Source organism: Nocardioides ginsengisegetis (assembly GCF_014138045.1).
Lineage (GTDB): Bacteria > Actinomycetota > Actinomycetes > Propionibacteriales > Nocardioidaceae > Nocardioides > Nocardioides ginsengisegetis.
On the sequence record NZ_JACGXA010000001.1, the window covers coordinates 1,193,371 to 1,210,166 of the forward strand.

The 16,796-nt window shown below is 71.2% G+C and carries 14 protein-coding genes and 1 tRNA gene; 12 read left to right on the forward strand and 3 right to left on the reverse strand.

The annotated features are described in order from the left end of the window. Window positions 1-37: 37 nt before the first annotated feature. The gene (locus FB382_RS05605; protein ID WP_343055496.1) at window positions 38-1,234 is read right to left on the reverse strand and encodes a PucR family transcriptional regulator; all 1,197 of its coding nucleotides are present in this window, start codon (window positions 1,232-1,234) and stop codon (window positions 38-40) included. 136 nt (window positions 1,235-1,370) lie between these two features. Here FB382_RS05605 and FB382_RS05610 point away from each other — a divergent pair, with 136 nt between their 5' ends. Further along, a complete protein-coding gene (locus FB382_RS05610; RefSeq protein ID WP_343055497.1) occupies window positions 1,371-2,321 on the forward strand; it encodes an alpha/beta fold hydrolase in 951 nt (316 codons plus the stop codon). Between the two features lie 435 nt (window positions 2,322-2,756). On the opposite strand, the gene aceE is transcribed toward FB382_RS05610, so the two are convergent. Further along, complete coding sequence (aceE, locus tag FB382_RS05615; RefSeq protein ID WP_343055675.1) at window positions 2,757-5,489, reverse strand: pyruvate dehydrogenase (acetyl-transferring), homodimeric type; 2,733 nt, start codon at window positions 5,487-5,489, stop codon at window positions 2,757-2,759. Window positions 5,490-5,782: 293 nt separating this feature from the next. On the opposite strand from aceE, the gene FB382_RS05620 reads away from it, so the two are divergent. The 7 genes from FB382_RS05620 (at window position 5,783) to FB382_RS05650 (ending at window position 10,826) form a co-directional block, all read left to right on the forward strand. Then, entirely contained in the window at window positions 5,783-6,226 is a 444-nt protein-coding gene (locus FB382_RS05620; protein ID WP_125035509.1) for a DUF3052 domain-containing protein, read from the forward strand. Window positions 6,227-6,250: 24 nt separating this feature from the next. Next, window positions 6,251-7,873 (forward strand): AMP-binding protein, encoded by a 1,623-nt coding sequence (locus FB382_RS05625; RefSeq protein ID WP_182537486.1) that lies wholly within the window; start codon window positions 6,251-6,253, stop codon window positions 7,871-7,873. A 49-nt stretch (window positions 7,874-7,922) separates the two neighbouring features. Next, window positions 7,923-8,387, forward strand: a complete 465-nt coding sequence (locus FB382_RS05630) for a peroxiredoxin (RefSeq protein WP_182537488.1) — start codon at window positions 7,923-7,925, stop codon at window positions 8,385-8,387. A 233-nt stretch (window positions 8,388-8,620) separates the two neighbouring features. Then, window positions 8,621-8,692 (forward strand) — tRNA-Val (locus FB382_RS05635). Window positions 8,693-8,797: 105 nt separating this feature from the next. Next, entirely contained in the window at window positions 8,798-9,052 is a 255-nt protein-coding gene (locus FB382_RS05640) for a twin-arginine translocation signal domain-containing protein (RefSeq protein WP_182537490.1), read from the forward strand. Further along, entirely contained in the window at window positions 9,052-10,431 is a 1,380-nt protein-coding gene (locus FB382_RS05645) for a DUF4331 domain-containing protein (RefSeq protein WP_182537492.1), read from the forward strand. Before FB382_RS05640 ends, FB382_RS05645 begins: the two co-directional genes overlap by 1 nt. A gap of 5 nt (window positions 10,432-10,436) precedes the next feature. Beyond that, window positions 10,437-10,826: a hypothetical protein gene (locus FB382_RS05650; RefSeq protein ID WP_182537494.1), complete on the forward strand. Its 390-nt coding sequence runs from the start codon at window positions 10,437-10,439 to the stop codon at window positions 10,824-10,826. Here the strand turns inward: FB382_RS05650 and FB382_RS05655 are convergent. Continuing rightward, a complete protein-coding gene (locus FB382_RS05655; RefSeq protein WP_343055498.1) occupies window positions 10,733-12,097 on the reverse strand; it encodes an MFS transporter in 1,365 nt (454 codons plus the stop codon). The genes FB382_RS05650 and FB382_RS05655 overlap by 94 nt on opposite strands. A 70-nt stretch (window positions 12,098-12,167) precedes the next feature. Between FB382_RS05655 and FB382_RS05660 the strand changes: the two genes are divergently transcribed. Genes FB382_RS05660 through FB382_RS05675 form a run of 4 tightly spaced genes read left to right on the forward strand, consistent with a single transcriptional unit; the run spans window position 12,168 to window position 16,795 of the window. Continuing rightward, on the forward strand, window positions 12,168-13,718 hold the full coding sequence (locus FB382_RS05660) for an AMP-binding protein (RefSeq protein WP_182537498.1): 1,551 nt from the start codon (window positions 12,168-12,170) through the stop codon (window positions 13,716-13,718). Between the two features lie 28 nt (window positions 13,719-13,746). Next, entirely contained in the window at window positions 13,747-14,892 is a 1,146-nt protein-coding gene (locus FB382_RS05665; protein WP_182537500.1) for a Nif3-like dinuclear metal center hexameric protein, read from the forward strand. Window positions 14,893-14,921: 29 nt separating this feature from the next. Then, window positions 14,922-15,632 (forward strand): zinc ribbon domain-containing protein, encoded by a 711-nt coding sequence (locus tag FB382_RS05670; RefSeq protein ID WP_425490131.1) that lies wholly within the window; start codon window positions 14,922-14,924, stop codon window positions 15,630-15,632. Next, the gene (locus FB382_RS05675; protein WP_182537502.1) at window positions 15,629-16,795 is read left to right on the forward strand and encodes a bifunctional RNase H/acid phosphatase; all 1,167 of its coding nucleotides are present in this window, start codon (window positions 15,629-15,631) and stop codon (window positions 16,793-16,795) included. Before FB382_RS05670 ends, FB382_RS05675 begins: the two co-directional genes overlap by 4 nt. Window position 16,796: the final 1 nt, after the last annotated feature.

Here is a 16,796-nt window from a genome sequence, read left to right on the forward strand (position 1 = left end):
CACTCACGAATCTGATGGGCGATTCTTTGTAGGGTTCCTACAAAGACGGCTCGTCGCCCCGACCGGACTGGCGGCCCAGCACCAAGGCGATCCGGAGAGTGAACGCGTCGCGCTCGTCGGAGGGCGAGTGCCCGGTCGTCTCGGTGATCTGCTTGAGGCGGTAGCGGACGGTGTTGGGGTGCACGAACAGCGCCCGGGCGGTTCCCTCGATGGAGGAGTTGTGGTGGAAGTACGCCGACAACGTCTCGATCAGCGTGCCCCGCGCCCGGACCAGCGGCAGGTAGATCTCGTCGACCACGTGCCGGCGGGCGTGGCCGTCGCCGGCGAGGGCCCGCTCGGGCAGCAGGTCCGCGCTGCGGACCGGTCGCGGTGCCTCGGGCCAGCCGGTCGCCGAGCGGTGGGCCGACAGGGCGGCGCGGGCCGAGACGTAGGCCCGGCTCAGGTCCTCCGCCACCGGCCCGACCACGACCGGGCCGTCGCCGAAGAGGTGCACGACCACCTCGGCGGCGTCCCGGTTGTCCTTGACCCCGCCGAGCAGGACGACGAGGCGCTCGCCCTGGACCGCGCAGAGCGCGTCCATGCCGGCCGCCTTGGCCGCCCGGCGTACCTCGTCGAAGAGGTCGGTCTCGGTGCGCTGGCGGGGGACCGCGCCCAGGACCACGGCGACGTCGCCGTGGGAGGACCAGCCGAGGGCGCTGGCCCGGGAGAGCAGCGCCTCGTCGGCCTCCGAGCGCAGCACCGCGTCGACGACCAACGCCTCGAGTCGGGCGTCCCACGCGCCGCGCACCTCGGCGGCCCGGGCGTAGACCTCGGCCGTCGCGAAGGCGACCTCGCGGGCGTACTGCAGCACGGCCGCATGCACCTCGGGGGCGTCGGTCGGGTCGAGGAGCGAGTCGATGTTGCTCTCGACCACCTCGATGGAGAGCCGGACCAGGTCGACGGTCTGCTGGAGGGTGATCACACCGGCCAGGGCTCGGGGTGCCGCACCGAAGACGGAGGCGGCCAGCGCCGTGCCCCGGTCCGCCGCGTCGGCGGTGCGGTACCAGTCGACGAAGCCGCGGATACCGGCCTGGACGATCAGCCCGACCCAGCTGCGGTCCTCGGCCGAGAGCTCCCGGAACCACGGCATCTCGGCGTCCATCCGGGCCGTGGCGGTGGTGCTGAGCGCGCCCGTGGAGCGCTGCAGGGCGTCGGCGGCCCGGGCGCGCTGGGCGCGGCCGCGTGCGGGAGTCACGCTCGGACACTAGTCCGAACGGACATTTCCCGTAAAACCCTTGTAAAACAAGGGCTTTCGCTCTGCCCAATGGGAACGTGTTCTGGTTGAATCCGACATCTACGCCCCACGGGTTGGGGTAGCCAGGAGGCGTTCGGTGTCCGACACCCCCCATGAGGTCCAGTACCTCACGTTGCACGGCCACCGCAGGGCCTTCGTGAAGGCCGGTCAGGGCCCCGTGGTCCTGCTGCTGCACGGACTCGGATGCGACCACACGACGTGGGAGCCGGTGATCGACTCGCTGGCCAAGCGCTACACCGTCATCGCGCCGGACATCCTGGGGCACGGCCTGTCGGACAAGCCGCGGGCTGACTACAGCGTGGGTGGCTACGCCAACGGCATGCGTGACCTGCTGACGGTGCTCGGCATCGACAAGGTGACGGTCGTCGGCCACAGCTTCGGCGGCGGCGTGGCGATGCAGTTCGCCTACCAGTTCCCCGAGCGCACCGAGCGGCTGATCCTGGTCGCCTCCGGCGGACTCGGGCCCGAGGTGAGCCACGGGATCCGGGCGATCACGACCCCGGGCTTCCACCAGGTGATGGGCGTGCTGACGCTGCCCGGTGTCCGCCACCTCGGCATGGCCGGGCTGCGTGCCCTGTCGACCACCTCGTGGAAGCACACCCGCGACCTCGACGAGGTCGCCGAGATCTACAACTCCTTCAAGGACCCGCACGCCCGGCACGCGATCCGCCACGTGGTGCGCGCCGTCGTGGACTGGCGGGGCCAGATCGTCACCATGGCCGACCGCGCCTACCTCACCGAGGAGATGCCGATGTGCGTCGTGTGGGGACGCGACGACAAGGTCATCCCGGTCCGGCACGCCAGCAACGCCGCCGCCCTGGCCCCCAACGCCCGGGTCGAGGTGATCCCCAACGCCGGGCACTTCCCGCACAAGGACCACCCGCACCGGTTCGCCAAGATCGTCAACGAGTTCATCCGCACCACCCAGCCGGCGGTGTACTCGCGCGCCCGCTTCCGCAACCTGCTCAAGCACGGGCCGGTCCCCGTGCCCGTCCTCGCGCCGGTCACGGAGATCGAAGCCGGCTGATCGTTCTCGCGGCGGGTTGGTGGGTGCGCCGCGTAGCCGATCGCGTCTCGGCGTCAAGGAGCTTCGCCCGCTTCGCGGCGCCTTCGGCGTCCTTGACCCCGAGCCTCTCGCGATCGGCTTCAGGCGGCGGCCGGGGCGGACGGACTCCGCTGCGCTCCGCCGCCGCCCCGCCCCAGGCGCACCCCCGAACAGCTCGAGCGGTGAGCCATGAACCGAACCCGACTTGGAAACGGTTCACCAGGCACCGCCCGTCCGACCCGGCGGTGAGCCATGAACCGAATCGGGCAGGCAAAGGGTTCGCAACTCACCGCTCCCGCCGCCAGGGCGCCCGCGTATGCGGGCGGCGCCGCCACGCGCGCGGGCGTCGAGCTTCCCCCGAAATGACCAACGGGGCGGCAACCATCACTGGTCACCGCCCCGCTCGTGTCGGGGTCGCTACGCGTCGCCGCCCTCCTGCTTCACGCCGGCGACGGCGGTCGGGTCGTCGATGCGGAACTTCGCGAACGCCTCCTCGACCTTGTCGCGACCGATCTCGCCGGCGTCCGCGAGCGCCTGGAGCGCCTGGACGACGACGGACTGGGCGTCGATGTGGAAGAAGCGACGGGCGGCCGGGCGGGTGTCGGCGAAGCCGAACCCGTCGGCACCCAGCACCCGGTAGTCACCGGGCACCCAGCGCGCGATCTGCAGCGGGACGGCCCGCATGTAGTCCGAGACGGCCACGACGGGGCCGCGGGCGCCGGCCAGCTTGTCGGCGACGTACGGCGTGCGCGGCGACTCGCCCGGGTGGAGGAGGTTCCACTCCTCGGCCGAGACGGCGTCGCGGGCCAGCTCGTTCCACGAGGTGACCGACCAGGTGTCGGACTGCACGCCGTAGTCCTCGGCGAGGATGCGGGCGGCCTCGCGGACCCATGGGAGGCCCACGCCGGAGGCGAGCAGCTGCACGCGCGGCCCCTCACCGTCGGCGGTGCCCACGCGGTGGATGCCCTTGAGGATGCCCTCGACGTCGACGTCCTCCGGTTCGGCCGGGTGCTGGACGGGCTCGTTGTAGACGGTGATGTAGAAGATCACGTCCTCGGAGTTCTCGCCGTACATCCGCTCGAGACCCGACTGCATGATGTGCGCGACCTCGTAGGCCTGCGCCGGGTCGTAGTGCACGACCGCCGGGTTGGTCGCCGCGATGAGCGGGGAGTGGCCGTCGGCGTGCTGCAGGCCCTCACCGGTCAGGGTGGTGCGACCCGCGGTGGCGCCGATCAGGAAGCCGCGCGCGAGCTGGTCGGCCATCGCCCAGATCGAGTCGGCGGTCCGCTGGAAGCCGAACATCGAGTAGAAGATGTAGAACGGGATCATGTGCTCGCCGTGGGTGGAGTACGCCGAGCCGGCGGCCGTCGCCGAGGCCATGGCGCCGGCCTCGGAGATGCCCTCGTGGAGCATCTGGCCCTGCGGGGACTCCTTGTAGGAGAGCAACAACTTGCGGTCGACCGACTCGTACTGCTGACCGGCCGGGTTGTAGACCTTGGCGCTCGGGAACATCGCGTCCATGCCGAACGTGCGGTACTCGTCCGGGGCGATCGGCACGAGGCGCTTGCCGATCTCCGGGTCCTTCATCCAGTCCTTGAGCAGGCGCACCACGGCCATGGTCGTGGCGATGGAGTTCTTGCCCGAGCCCTTCTTCAGCTCGGCGTAGACCGAGTCGGCGGGCAGCTGGAGGTCCTTGGCGCGCAGGACGCGCTTGGGGACCGGGCCGCCCAGGGCCGCCCGACGCTCCTTCATGTACTGGATCTCGGGGGCGTCCTTGCCGGGGTGGAAGAACGGCGCGGCGCCGGTCTCCTCGTAGGAGCGCTCGAGGTCGCGGTCGGAGATCGGCAGGTAGAGGCGGTCCCGGAACTTCTTGAGGTCGTCCTGGGTCAGCTTCTTCATCTGGTGGGTGGCGTTCTTGCCCTCCAGCGCGTCGATCGTCCAGCCCTTGATGGTCTTGGCCAGGATCACGGTCGGCTGGCCGGCGTGCTTGGTCGCGGCGTCGAACGCGGCGTAGACCTTGCGGTAGTCGTGGCCGCCGCGGGGCAGCTTCACGATCTGGTCGTCGGTCATGTGCTCGACCATCTTGCGCAGCCGCGGGTCGGTGCCGAAGAAGTGCTCGCGGATGTAGTCGCCCTTCTCCGTGGAGTAGGTCTGGAACGCGCCGTCCGGGGTGGTGTTCATCCGGTTGACCAGCACGCCGTCGACGTCGCGGGCCAGCAACGGGTCCCACTCGCGGCCCCAGACCACCTTGATGACGTTCCAGCCGGCACCGCGGAAGTTGGCCTCGAGCTCCTGGATGATCTTGCCGTTGCCGTTGACCGGGCCGTCGAGCTGCTGGAGGTTGCAGTTGATGACCCAGACGAGGTTGTCGAGCTCCTCGCGGGCGGCGACCCGGATGGCGCCCAGCGACTCGGGCTCGGCCATCTCGCCGTCGCCGAGGAACGCCCACACGCGCTGCTCGCTGGTGTCCTTGATGTTGCGGTTCTGCAGGTAGCGGTTGAACCGCGCCTGGTAGATCGAGTTGATGCCCGTGAGCCCCATGGAGACCGTCGGGAACTCCCAGAAGTCCGGCATCAGGCGCGGGTGCGGGTACGACGGCAGGCCGGCGTGGGCGCCGTGCTGGACCTCCTGGCGGAAGCGGTAGAGCTGCTCCTCCTCCAGCCGGCCCTCGAGGAAGGCGCGGGCGTAGATGCCGGGGGAGCCGTGGCCCTGGATGTAGATCTGGTCGCCGCCGCCGGGGTGGTCCTTGCCGCGGAAGAAGTGGTTGAAGCCGACCTCGTAGAGGCTGGCCGAGGACTGGTAGGTGGCGATGTGGCCGCCGACCTCGAGCCCCTTGCGGTTGGCCGAGGAGACCATGACCGCGGCGTTCCAGCGGATGAAGGCGCGGATGCGGCGCTCGGCCTCCTCGTCGCCGGGGAACCACGGCTCGCGCTCGGGCGGGATCGTGTTGATGTAGTCGGTGCTGCGCAGCGCCGGCACGCCGACCTGCATCTCACGCGCGCGCTCGAGGAGGCGCAGCATGACGTAGCGGGCACGGTCGCGGCCGCGCTCGTCGACCATCGAGTCGAACGACGCGATCCAGTCGTTGGTCTCGTCCGGGTCGATGTCCGGCAGCTGGGTGGGCAGACCCTCGTGGATGACGGACGCGATCGAACCCGATCGGGGGCTGGTCGTCGTCGAGGAGGTCGTGCCTGAAGTGGTGGATGTCTCTTCGGTCACCCGCTCATCGTTGCACGCTCCCGAACCTCAGGGAATTTACCCATCGGTAGTCTCAGCGGCCCCCTCCTGAGGGGCCCTGAGCAGGCGTTTTGGAGCCCCTCCCTGTGGACACGGGTTGCGGAGCCGCCCCAACTCCGCTGGACTACTCCCCACCTTGGCCTCATCGTGGGCCCGGGTCGCCGCCCGGGAGCCGGACGGTGGATGTGACGCGACTGGAGGATTCAGTGAGCTCGACCGCGGGTGGCGGGTCCACCCAGACAGACGGACCCGACGCCGGTCCTGCTGGCCGGCTGGGCTTCAAGCCCGGGATGGTCATCCAGGAGCTCGGCTGGGACAACGACACCGACGACGAGCTCCGGGTCGCGATCGAGGACACCATCGACGCCGACATGGTGGACGGCGACTACGGCAACGTGGTCGATGCCGTGCTGCTGTGGTGGCGTGCCGATGACGGTGACCTCGTCGACGGCCTGGTCGACGCGCTGACCGACCTGGTCGGGGGCGGCGCGATCTGGCTGCTCACCCCCAAGGTCGGCCGTGCGCAGGCCGTGGAGGCCGCCGACATCGCCGAGGCCGCGCCGATCGCAGGCCTCGCCCAGACCACCACCGCCGCGGTGAGCAAGGACTGGCAGGCCACACGCCTCGTCGCGCCCAAGACCCCGGCCTGACCCGACCAGCCCGAAGGACCCCGCGTGCTCCGTTCCCTCCTCGGCTCCGCCCTCGGTCGTGCTGCGGCCGGAGGCACCAGCCTGAAGGTGCTCACCGAGGCCGGGATCATCCGGCCCTACTCCCCGCTGGTGCTGGCCGGGCTTGCCCGCACCCTGCGCCGCTGGGGCACCGGGCCGGCGGGTGGGTTCACCTCGCTGGCCGTCCGCGCCCCCGACCAGATCGGCCTCATCGACGAGCTCGGGTCGCTGACGTTCGGGGAGATGCACCAGCGCTCCAACGCGCTGGCGCGCGCGCTGCGGGAGATCGGCGTACGCGAGGGCGACGGCGTCGCCATCATGTGCCGCAACCACCGCGGGTTCGTCGACGCCAGCATCGCGGTCTCCAAGCTGGGCGCCGACATCCTCTACCTCAACACCGCGTTCGCCGGGCCGCAGCTGGCCGACGTGCTCGAGCGCGAGAAGCCGACCGTCGTGGTCCACGACGAGGAGTACACCTTGCTCCTGTCCGGGGCGACGATCGAGAACCGCGTCGTGGCGTGGGTCGACTCCGACGACCTCGGCGCCGACGTCGCGACGATCGAGTCGCTGATCTCCTCCCAGGCCGCCGGCGACCTCGAGCCGCCGGAGCGGCACACCCGGATCGTCATCCTGACGTCCGGCACCACCGGCACCCCCAAGGGCGCGCCGCGCAACGAGGCCGGCATCGACGCCGCAGTCTCGCTGCTGTCGCGGATGCCCCTGCGCTACGGCTGGCGCACCCACATCGCGGCCCCGCTGTTCCACACCTGGGGCTTCGCCCACCTGGCCATGTCGATGCTCCTCGGCTCCACCGTGGTGCTGCGCCGCAAGTTCGACCCCGAGGAGGCGCTGCGCGTCACCGAGGCCGAGGGCTGCCAGTCGCTCGTGGTGATCCCGGTGATGCTGCAGCGGATCATGAACCTCCCCGAGGAGACCCGCGCCTCCTACGACCTCTCGCGGGTCAAGGTCGTGGCGGCGTCGGGCTCGGCGCTGCCGGGCGACCTCGCCGTGAGCTGGATGGACCAGTTCGGCGACAACCTCTACAACATCTACGGCTCGACCGAGGTCGCCTACGCCTCGATCGCCAACCCGGTCGACCTGCGTGAGGCGCCGTCCTCGGCCGGCCGCCCGCCGTGGGCGACGATCGTGAAGATCCTCGACCCAGAGGGCAAGGAGCTCCCGGCGGGGGAGTCCGGCCGGATCTTCGTCGGCAACAGCCTGCTCTTCGAGGGCTACACCGGCGGCGGCCACAAGGAGGTCGTCGACGGGCTGATGTCCAGCGGCGACGTCGGCCGCTTCGGCCCCGACGGGCGCCTGTACGTCGAGGGCCGCGACGACGAGATGATCGTCTCCGGCGGGGAGAACGTCTTCCCCAAGGAGGTCGAGGACTGCCTGGCCCGCCACGAGTCGGTGGTGGAGGTCGCCGCGATCGGCGTCGACGACCCCGACTTCGGCAAGCGGCTCAAGGCCTTCGTGGTCACCCGGGGCGAGGTCTCGGAGGAGACGCTCAAGGACTGGGTGAAGGAGAACCTCGCCCGTTACAAGGTGCCGCGCGACTTCGTCTTCCTCGACGAGCTGCCGCGCAACGCCACCGGCAAGGTGCTCAAGCGGGAGCTGGACAAGAGCTGACCGGCCCGATGCGGGGCTGTCCACGCCGGGTGCGAGGATGGGCCACACCATGAGTGGACTCTCCCTGGGCGGACCGGCCCCCGACTTCACGCTGCGCGACCAGTTCGGGCAGGACGTCACCCTGTCGTCCTACCGCGGCACCAAGGCGGTGGCGATCATCTTCTACCCCTGGGCGTTCTCCGGGGTGTGCACCGGGGAGATGGCCGGCATCCGCGACCGGCTGGCGGAGTTCATGACCTTCGACACCGAGGTGCTCGCGATCTCGACCGACCCGGTCTACTCCCTGCGTGCCTTCGCCGACCAGGACGGGCTCAACTTCCCGCTGCTCTCCGACTTCTGGCCGCACGGCGAGGTGGCCCGGGCCTACGACGTCTTCGACGAGGCCAAGGGTGTGGCCCGGCGGTCCTCGTACGTCATCGACCGGCAGGGGATGGTCCGCTGGGCCGTCCACAACGCGCTGCCCGAGGGACGCGACCTCGACGAGCACCTCAAGCAGCTCGTCGCCGCGACCTGACCGTCCGGAAACCGGCACCCCGGGTGGTGGTCTGGACCATTGCCGGGGATTTCGGACAACTTTCCGACAAACCCGTGACGGCCCTTGAACGACCCCCCTAATCTTGAACTTGTTGAACCGCTGGTGACCCGAGACGCCAGCGGTTCGACCTATTTCCGGGCCTTTCTCATCGCCACCCGGATTCCCGCGCGGCCCCGGCGCTCGCGTAGTCTGACGCCGCTCCGACGAGCCACGGGCGTATAGCTCAGCGGTAGAGCCCCTCGCTTACAACGAGGTGGTCGGGGGTTCGATCCCCTCTGCGCCCACTCACCCGCCTCCCACCTCGCCTCCCATCCGGATCCGCCTCGGCTCCGAAGCCCTTGTGGCGCGCCTCACATCGAGGCGCCCGGACCCTTGTGGAGGGCACAGCAATGAGTGAGACCAGCAGAAGGAACTTCCTGGCCGCTGCGGGAGCGGGGACGGTCGCCGTGGGCACCGTCGCCGTCACGTCCGAAGCAGCCGACGCCAGCGCCCGGATGCGTCCGGACGCGGCCAAGGCGGCCGTGGTCGCCTACGTCAAGAACCACCGGTCGGACGAGCTCCGGCTGATGGTCGGCGAGCGCGAGGTGGTCGTCCACGACCGCGACCTCGTGACCCGCATCCTCAACGCAGCGGGAGGCGAGTGATGTCCTCCCACCGCGAAGCACCCGAGATCGCCAAGGACCCGGTCGCCGACGGCACCGACGTCTATGCCTTCGTCAGCCCGTCGTCGCCGACCCAGGCGGTCCTGATCGCCAACTTCATCCCCTTGCAGAAGCCGGACGGCGGCCCGAACTTCTACGAGTTCGGTGACGACGTCCTCTACGAGATCCACGTCTCGAACAAGGGCAAGGCCGAGGCCGACATCACCTACCAGTTCCGCTTCCACACGCGGGTGAGGAACGCCAAGACGTTCCTCTACAACACCGGCCAGATCATGCACATCGACGACACGACCTGGAACCGGCCGCAGTACTACTCCGTGACCCGGATCAAGAACGGCACGGCCAAGGTGCTCGGCAAGAACCTGCCGTGCCCGCCGGTCAACGTCGGCAAGCGCAGCACCCCGGACTACGCCACGCTGTCCAACGAGGCCAAGCACGCCCTGCCGGGCGGCCGCATGGTCTTCGCCGGCCAGCGGGCCGACGCCTTCCACGTCGACCTCGGCAGCGTGTTCGACCTCGGGGCGCTGCGCCCCTTCAACGAGGCACACCTCATCTCGATGCCGAACATGAACGGCGTCAACTCCGTGCAGTCCTACAACGTGCACACCATCGCGTTGCAGGTGCCGATCAAGGAGCTCACCCGCAACGGGGTGGCCCCGAGCGACCCGATGGACCCCAAGGCCGTTGTCGGCGTCTGGGCCACCGCCAGCCGACGCGCGTCGCGGATCTTCGACTACGACTCGGGCTCCTACGTCGGTCACGGTCCGTGGAAGCAGGTCTCCCGCCTGGGCAACCCGCTGTTCAACGAGGTCATCGTGCCGATGGCCGAGAAGGACCAGTGGAACGTCCGCCAGCCCAAGGGCGACTCGCGCTACACGAAGTACGTCAACAAGCCGGAGCTCCAGGGGCTCCTCCCGGTCCTCTACCCGGGCGTCTTCCCCAACCTCGCGGCCTACGACAAGCCTCGTGCGGACCTCAACGCCGTCCTGATGACCGGCATCCCGGGAGGCGTCATCCCGGGGTTCCAGAACTACACGGGTCCGGTGCAGGCCGACATGCTGCGCCTCAACCTGGCCATCCCGCCGGCCTCGAGCCCGAACAAGCTCGGGCTCGTCGGTGGCGACCCGGCCGGCTTCCCGAACGGCCGCCGCATCGACGACGACGTGGTGACCATCGAGCTGCGAGCGATCGCGGGGCTGACGATCCCGGTCGTCGACCCGTCGTACACCCCCGACGGCGCCGCCAGCGCCGTCGAGGACGGCACGAGCAACACCAACGCCGGTGCGACCGACGAGTTCCCCTACCTCGGACTGCCGGGCGGTGGCTACCAGACCGAGCCCGGCACGACGCAGGCGTCGTGAGCGTCATGGACGCCGCAGTCGAGAACCCCTTCGCCGGGCAGGGCTCCGTCCTGCTCGACATCGGGGGCGACGTGGGCGCGCTCGTCGTGACCATGCCGGCCTCGATGGAGGGGGAGGAGATCGAGATCGTGCCCGAGGGCGAGCTGGGGCACCAGCACACCCACAGTCACGACCACGCGCACGGCCATGACCACGGGCACATGCACGACCACGGGCACCGCCCGCACGTGGCCGTCGTCAACCGTCCGGTCCAGGGCGACGAGGTGCCGTCGCTGGTGTTCCCCGAGCTGGTCGAGGGCCGCTACGTCCTCGTCCCGAAGGGCACCGACGACGTGCAGCTGACCGTCGAGGTCACGGGGGGAGCGGTGGCCACGGCCACCTGGCCCGCCGCCTGATCGACGTCCGAGAAGCCGCCCGTCTCAGCACCGCATGGGGGTGCTGAGCCGGGCGGTTCGGCGTGCGGGGCCCGCCAGGGCAGGAGCACGGCGCTGGAGACGAGCAGGACCGCGGCCACCAGGATCGCGGTGCGGGCGCTGGTCGACGCGGCGAGCACGCCGCCGGCCAGCATGAACATGGGCTGGACCGTGCGCTGGCTGATCGACCACGAGGCGATCACGCGGACGACGTGGTCGTCGGGGGCTGCCGCCAGGCGGTAGGCCGTGAACGAGGGGTTGAAGGCGCCGGCGCTGAGCAGCAGCAGCGTGTTGGCGGTGATGATCAGGACAAGGCCGGTCGCGCCCGGCGTGGCCAGCGCGATCAGCGACATCCACATGGTCCGGGCGACGCCGGAGGTCATCAGCACCCGGCGCGCGCCGTACCGCTCGGTGAGGCGGGGGGTCAGCAGCGCGCCGACGATGCCGCCGAGCCCGGGGACGCCGAGGGCCAGGCCGTACTGCCAGGGGGCGAAGCCGAGGTCGCGGAGCATCAGCACCGGCACCAGCGGGGCCGCCATCATCAGCGAGCCGCCGCAGAGCAGGGAGTTCCAGAAGAGGGCGCGCATGCCCCGGTGGGCGTGGATCTCGCGCCAGCCCGCGACGAGGTCCGAGCGCCGGTTGGTGCCCGGTGTGCGGACCGGGGGCGCGGGCTCGGGCGTCCGCAGACGGCGTACGCCGATCGCCGAGAGCAGGAACGAGACCGCGTCGACCGCCATCGAGGCGGTCGCCCCGACCAGCGACACGAGCGCGCCGCCGATCGGCGGGCCGACCGTGGTCGCGGTCCAGAAGGTCGTCTCGAAGCGGCTGACCACGTGCAGCCGCTCGTCGGCCGGGACCAGCGCCTTGAGGTGGGCGCCGCTGGCCGCGCCGAACGCGATCACGCCGAGCGCCTGGACCACGGCGACCGCGCAGAGGTGGGCGTAGGTGAGGGCGCCGAACGCGGCGGCGACGGGCACGCTGCCGAACGCGGCGAAGCGGGCCAGGTCAGCGGCGACCATCGCGGACCGCTTGGGGCGGAACTCGATGAGCGAGCCGAGGGGGAGGGCCAGGACCGCGGCGACGATGCCGCTGAGGGCGGCGACCACGGAGACCTCGAGCGGGCCGAGGTGCAGCACCAGCAGCGCCACCAGGGGCAGTGCCCCGGCGCCGACGGCGGTGCCGGCCTCGCTCACGGCGTAGGCCGCCCAGAGCCGTCCGACGTCGCGTCGGACCGGCGTGTCTCCCGAGATCACCCTCGAACCGTAGCCCTTCGCGGTGACTATGGTGGCAGACGTCACAGCGAGTCGCCTCGAGGAGCCCCCGATGATCGTCCCGTTCAGCGTGTCCGACTTCATCGACCGTGCCGTGCAGGTCTACGGCGCCCGGACCGGCTGCGTGGACGAGCCGGACCAGCCGGCCGCTCCGCTGGGCGGGGGCGAGCTGACCTACGCGGAGATCGGCGAGCTGGCCCGGCGGCAGGCGGCGAGGCTCGACGAGCTGGGCATCGGGTTCGGTGACCGGGTGGCGGTCGTCAGCCACAACAGCGCGCGGCTGCTCACGTCGTTCTTCGGGGTCGCGGGATTCGGACGGGTGCTGGTGCCGGTCAACTTCCGGCTGCGTCCCGACGAGGTGCAGTACATCGTCGAGCACTCCGGCGCCCGGGTCCTGGTCGTCGACCCCGAGCTGGACGAGGCACTGGCGGACGTGAAGGCCGAGCACCGCTTCGTGATCGGGCAGGACGACGACCTCTACGCGGCGGAGGGGGCCGAGCCGAAGCCCTGGGAGCCGGACGAGAACGCCACCGCCTGCATCAACTACACCTCCGGCACGACTGCGCGGCCCAAGGGCGTGCAGATCACGCACCGCAACATCTGGGTGAACGCGGTGACCTTCGCGATGCACGCCGCCGTGACCGACCGCGACGTCTACCTGCACACGCTGCCGATGTTCCACGCCAACGGCTGGGGGATGCCGTTCGCCATGACCGGCCTGGGCGTCAAGCAGGTCGTGATCCGCAAGATCGACGGCGCCGAGATCCTGCGGCGGGTCCGCGACCACGGCGTCACCGTCATGTGTGCCGCCCCGGCCGTGGCCGCCGCGGTGCTCGACGCCGCCCAGGACTGGGAGGGTGAGATCCCCGGCCGCGACAAGGTCCGGATCATCATGGCCGGCGCCCCGCCGCCGACCAAGACCGTCGCGCGGGTCGAGCAGGAGCTCGGCTGGGAGTTCATCCAGATCTACGGCCTCACCGAGACCTCGCCGCTGCTGACCTTCAACCGCTCCCGGGCGGAGTGGGACGACCTCGAGCCGCTCGAGCGCGCCTCGCTGCTCACCCGGGCGGGGGCGCCGGCGCTCGGCGTACGCCTGAAGATCTCGGAGGCCGAGGAGAACACCGGCGAGGTGCTGGCCCGGTCCAACGTCGTGCTCGAGGGCTACTGGGAGCAGCCCGAGGAGTCCGAGCGGGCGCTGGCCGGCGGGTGGTTCCACACCGGCGACGGCGGCGTGCTGGGCGACGACGGCTACCTGACGATCAGCGACCGCAAGAAGGACGTGATCATCACCGGCGGCGAGAACGTCTCCTCGATCGAGGTCGAGGACGTGCTGTTCAGCCATCCCGCCGTCGCCGAGGTCGCCGTGATCGGGGTGCCGAGCGAGAAGTGGGGCGAGACGATCAAGGCGCTCGTCGTGCTGGCCGAGGGGCAGGAGGCGTCCGAGGCCGACCTGATCGCGTGGTGCAAGGACAAGGCCGCGGGCTACAAGGCGCCCACGTCGGTGGAGTTCCGCGACGAGCTCGCGCGCACCGCCACCGGCAAGCTGCAGAAGTTCAAGCTGCGGGCGCCCTACTGGGAGGGCTACGACCGGCAGGTCAACTGACGGCGAGTCTGGGCGCTAGCCTCGGGCCATGCCTGCGCTGCGCGACGTCGTCGACCTGCTGCACGGGTGGTACCCACCCGCCACCGCCGACGGCTGGGACGCCGTCGGACTGGTGTACGGCGACCCGGCGGCACCGGTCCGCAAGGTGCTCTTCGCGGTCGACCCGACCCTCGAGGTCGCGCAGGAGGCGGCCGCCTGGGGCGCCGACCTGCTGGTGGTGCACCACCCGCTCTTCCTCAAGCCGGTGCACGGCTTCGCGGCCACCACGCCCAAGGGCCGCACGCTCGCGACCCTGGCCGGGGCCGGGTGTGCGCTGCTGACCGCGCACACCAACGCCGACCGGGCCGAGGGCGGGGTGTCCGAGGCGCTGGCCGCAGCGCTCGGGCTGACCGACGTGTCGCCCGTGCAGCCCTCGGCGGACACCGCCCTGGACAAGCTGACCGTGCACGTCCCGGCCGAGGCCGCGGAGGCCGTCCGGGCCGCGCTGGCCGGTGCCGGGGCCGGGGCGATCGGCGACTACGACTCCTGCTCCTTCAGCACGCCCGGTGAGGGCCGGTTCAGGCCGCTGCCCGGCGCGACCCCCGCGATCGGCGAGGTGGGTCGGCCGGAGGTCGTGGCCGAGGTGCAGGTCTCGGCCGTGCTGGCCCGCGGTCGGCGGAGTGCGGTCGTGGCCGCGATGCTGGCGGCCCACCCCTACGAGGAGCCGGCCTACGACGTCGTCGAGCTCGCCGACCCCGGCACCAGCGACACCGGGGCCGGCCGGATCGGATCCGTGCCGGCCACGACGCTGGCCGACTTCGCGGCCACGGTGGCCGACGCGTTGCCGGCCAGCGAGCAGGGCGTGCGGGTCGCGGGCGATCCCGCACGCGTCGTACGACGGGTGGCGCTGTGCGGCGGCGCGGGCGACTTCCTGCTCGACGCCGTGCTCCGCACCGACGCCGACGTCTACGTCACCAGCGACATGCGGCACCACCCCACCGCGGAGTTCGTGGAGAAGGGCGGGCCGGCCGTCATCGACGTCGCGCACTGGGCGGCGGAGTGGACGTGGCTGCCCGTGGTCGAGAGACGGCTGGCGGCGGCGCTGGCCGGGGACGCGGACGATACGGTGGAGACCCGTGTGAGCACGATCCGCACCGACCCCTGGCAGTTCCGAGTCTCGAGGAGCACACCCTGAAAGCCGACCCCACCGCCCAGCAGAAGCTCCTGGAAGTCCAGGAGCTCGACGCCAAGGCGGACCAGCTGCGCCACCAGCGGGCCAACCTGCCCGAGCTCGCCGAGATCGTCGCCCTGCAGACGACGCGCAAGTCCAGCGACGACCAGGCCCGCGACGCGCAGATCGCCGTCGACGACCTGACCGTCGAGCAGCAGAAGGTCGACTCCGACGTCGAGACGGTCAAGGCCCGCCGCGAGCGGGACCGCAACCGGATGGACCAGGGCCTGGTCACCAACCCCAAGGACCTCGAGCGCATGAGCCACGAGCTCGAGTCGCTCGAGCGCCGGATCACCTCGCTCGAGGACGACGAGCTCGAGGTGATGGCCCGCCTCGAGGAGGCGCAGCGCACCCTCGACGAGTTCTCCGGCAAGGTCCGCGAGGCCGACGAGCAGCTCGCCGAGCTCATGCTGGCGCGCGACCAGAAGACCGCGGAGATCGACCTCCAGCTGGCCAAGGTCGAGGCCGAGCGTGGCCCGGCCGCCGAGGGCCTGCCGGCCGACCTCGTCGCGCTCTACGACCGGCTGCGGGTCCAGAAGGGCGGAGTGGGCGCCGCCGAGCTGCGCCAGCGCCGCTGCAGCGGCTGCCAGCTGGCCATCGACAACGCCGAGCTGGCGGTCATCAAGGCGTCGCCGAGCGACCTCGTGATCCGGTGCGAGGAGTGCTCGCGGATCCTGGTCCGCACCTCTGAGAGCGGTCTGTGACCGCACGCCGGGTCCTCATCGAGGCCGACGGCGGCTCGCGCGGCAACCCCGGCCCCTCGGCGTACGGCGCCGTGCTGAAGGACGCGGACACGGGCGAGGTGATCGCCGAGGACGGGACCCGGATCGGCTTCGCGACCAACAACGTCGCGGAGTACTCCGGCCTCGTCGCCGGTCTGCGGATGGCCGCGGAGTTCGCGCCCGGGGCCGAGGTCGAGGTCCGGATGGACTCCAAGCTGGTCGTCGAGCAGATGTCGGGGCGCTGGAAGATCAAGCACCCGGACATGAAGCCGCTGGCCGCCGAGGCGGGTCGTCTCGCGCCGGCGGGCACGACGTACACCTGGGTTCCGCGGGAGCAGAACGCGCACGCCGACCGGCTGGCCAACGAGGCCCTGGACGGGTTGCGGCACGGCGTGACGGCGGCTGGCGAGGACCCCGACGCCGAGAGCCTCATCGAGGAGATCGAGAAGCCGGCGCGCGGGTGGACCGCGCCGGCGGGGGAGCCGACCACGGTGGTGCTGGTGCGCCACGGCGTCACTCCACACACCGTCGAGAAGCGCTTCTCGGGCGGGCTGGCGAGCGCCAACCCGGGGCTCAGCGAGGAGGGCCGCGACCAGGTCCGTGCGGCCGCCGAGTGGCTGGCGCCGCTGGCCGAGAAGGTCGACGTCGTGATCGCCTCGCCCGTGCGCCGCACCCGCGAGTCGGCCGACATCATCGCCGCCGTGCTGGGCAAGCAGGTCGAGGAGGAGCCGGGCTTCGCAGAGATGGAGTTCGGGCACTGGGACGGGCTGACGTTCGGCGAGGTGGCCGAGCGGCACCCCGAGGAGCTCGACCGCTGGCTGGGGTCGCTCGACGAGGCTCCGGCCGGGGGCGAGTCGTTCCGTGTCGTCGAGGAGCGGGTCCTCGGCGGGCTGCAGCGCCTCCTGGACGCCCACGCCGGCAAGACGGTCGTGGTGGTCAGCCACGTGACGCCGATCAAGACGCTCGTCGCGCACGCCGTCGACGCGCCGCTCGAGGCGGTCTTCCGGATGGAGCTGTCACCGGCCTCGGTGTCGGTGCTGTCGTTCTTCCGCGGTGGCCCGGGCGGCACCGAGCCGCGCGCGTCGATGCGGATGTTCAACGCGCTGCCCCCCGGGCACGACGCGTTCGCCCAGCAGCGCTGGTGAT

What these genes read in the sequence shown, in the direction of transcription:
- FB382_RS05650 (WP_182537494.1), top strand. Translation starts at nt 10,437, where the DNA reads ATGGACGCCGCAGTCGAGAACCCCTTCGCCGGGCAGGGCTCCGTCCTG.
- FB382_RS05645 (WP_182537492.1), top strand. Translation starts at nt 9,052, where the DNA reads ATGTCCTCCCACCGCGAAGCACCCGAGATCGCCAAGGACCCGGTCGCC.
- FB382_RS05640 (WP_182537490.1), top strand. Translation starts at nt 8,798, where the DNA reads ATGAGTGAGACCAGCAGAAGGAACTTCCTGGCCGCTGCGGGAGCGGGG.
- FB382_RS05660 (WP_182537498.1), top strand. Translation starts at nt 12,168, where the DNA reads ATGATCGTCCCGTTCAGCGTGTCCGACTTCATCGACCGTGCCGTGCAG.
- FB382_RS05665 (WP_182537500.1), top strand. Translation starts at nt 13,747, where the DNA reads ATGCCTGCGCTGCGCGACGTCGTCGACCTGCTGCACGGGTGGTACCCA.
- FB382_RS05630 (WP_182537488.1), top strand. Translation starts at nt 7,923, where the DNA reads ATGAGTGGACTCTCCCTGGGCGGACCGGCCCCCGACTTCACGCTGCGC.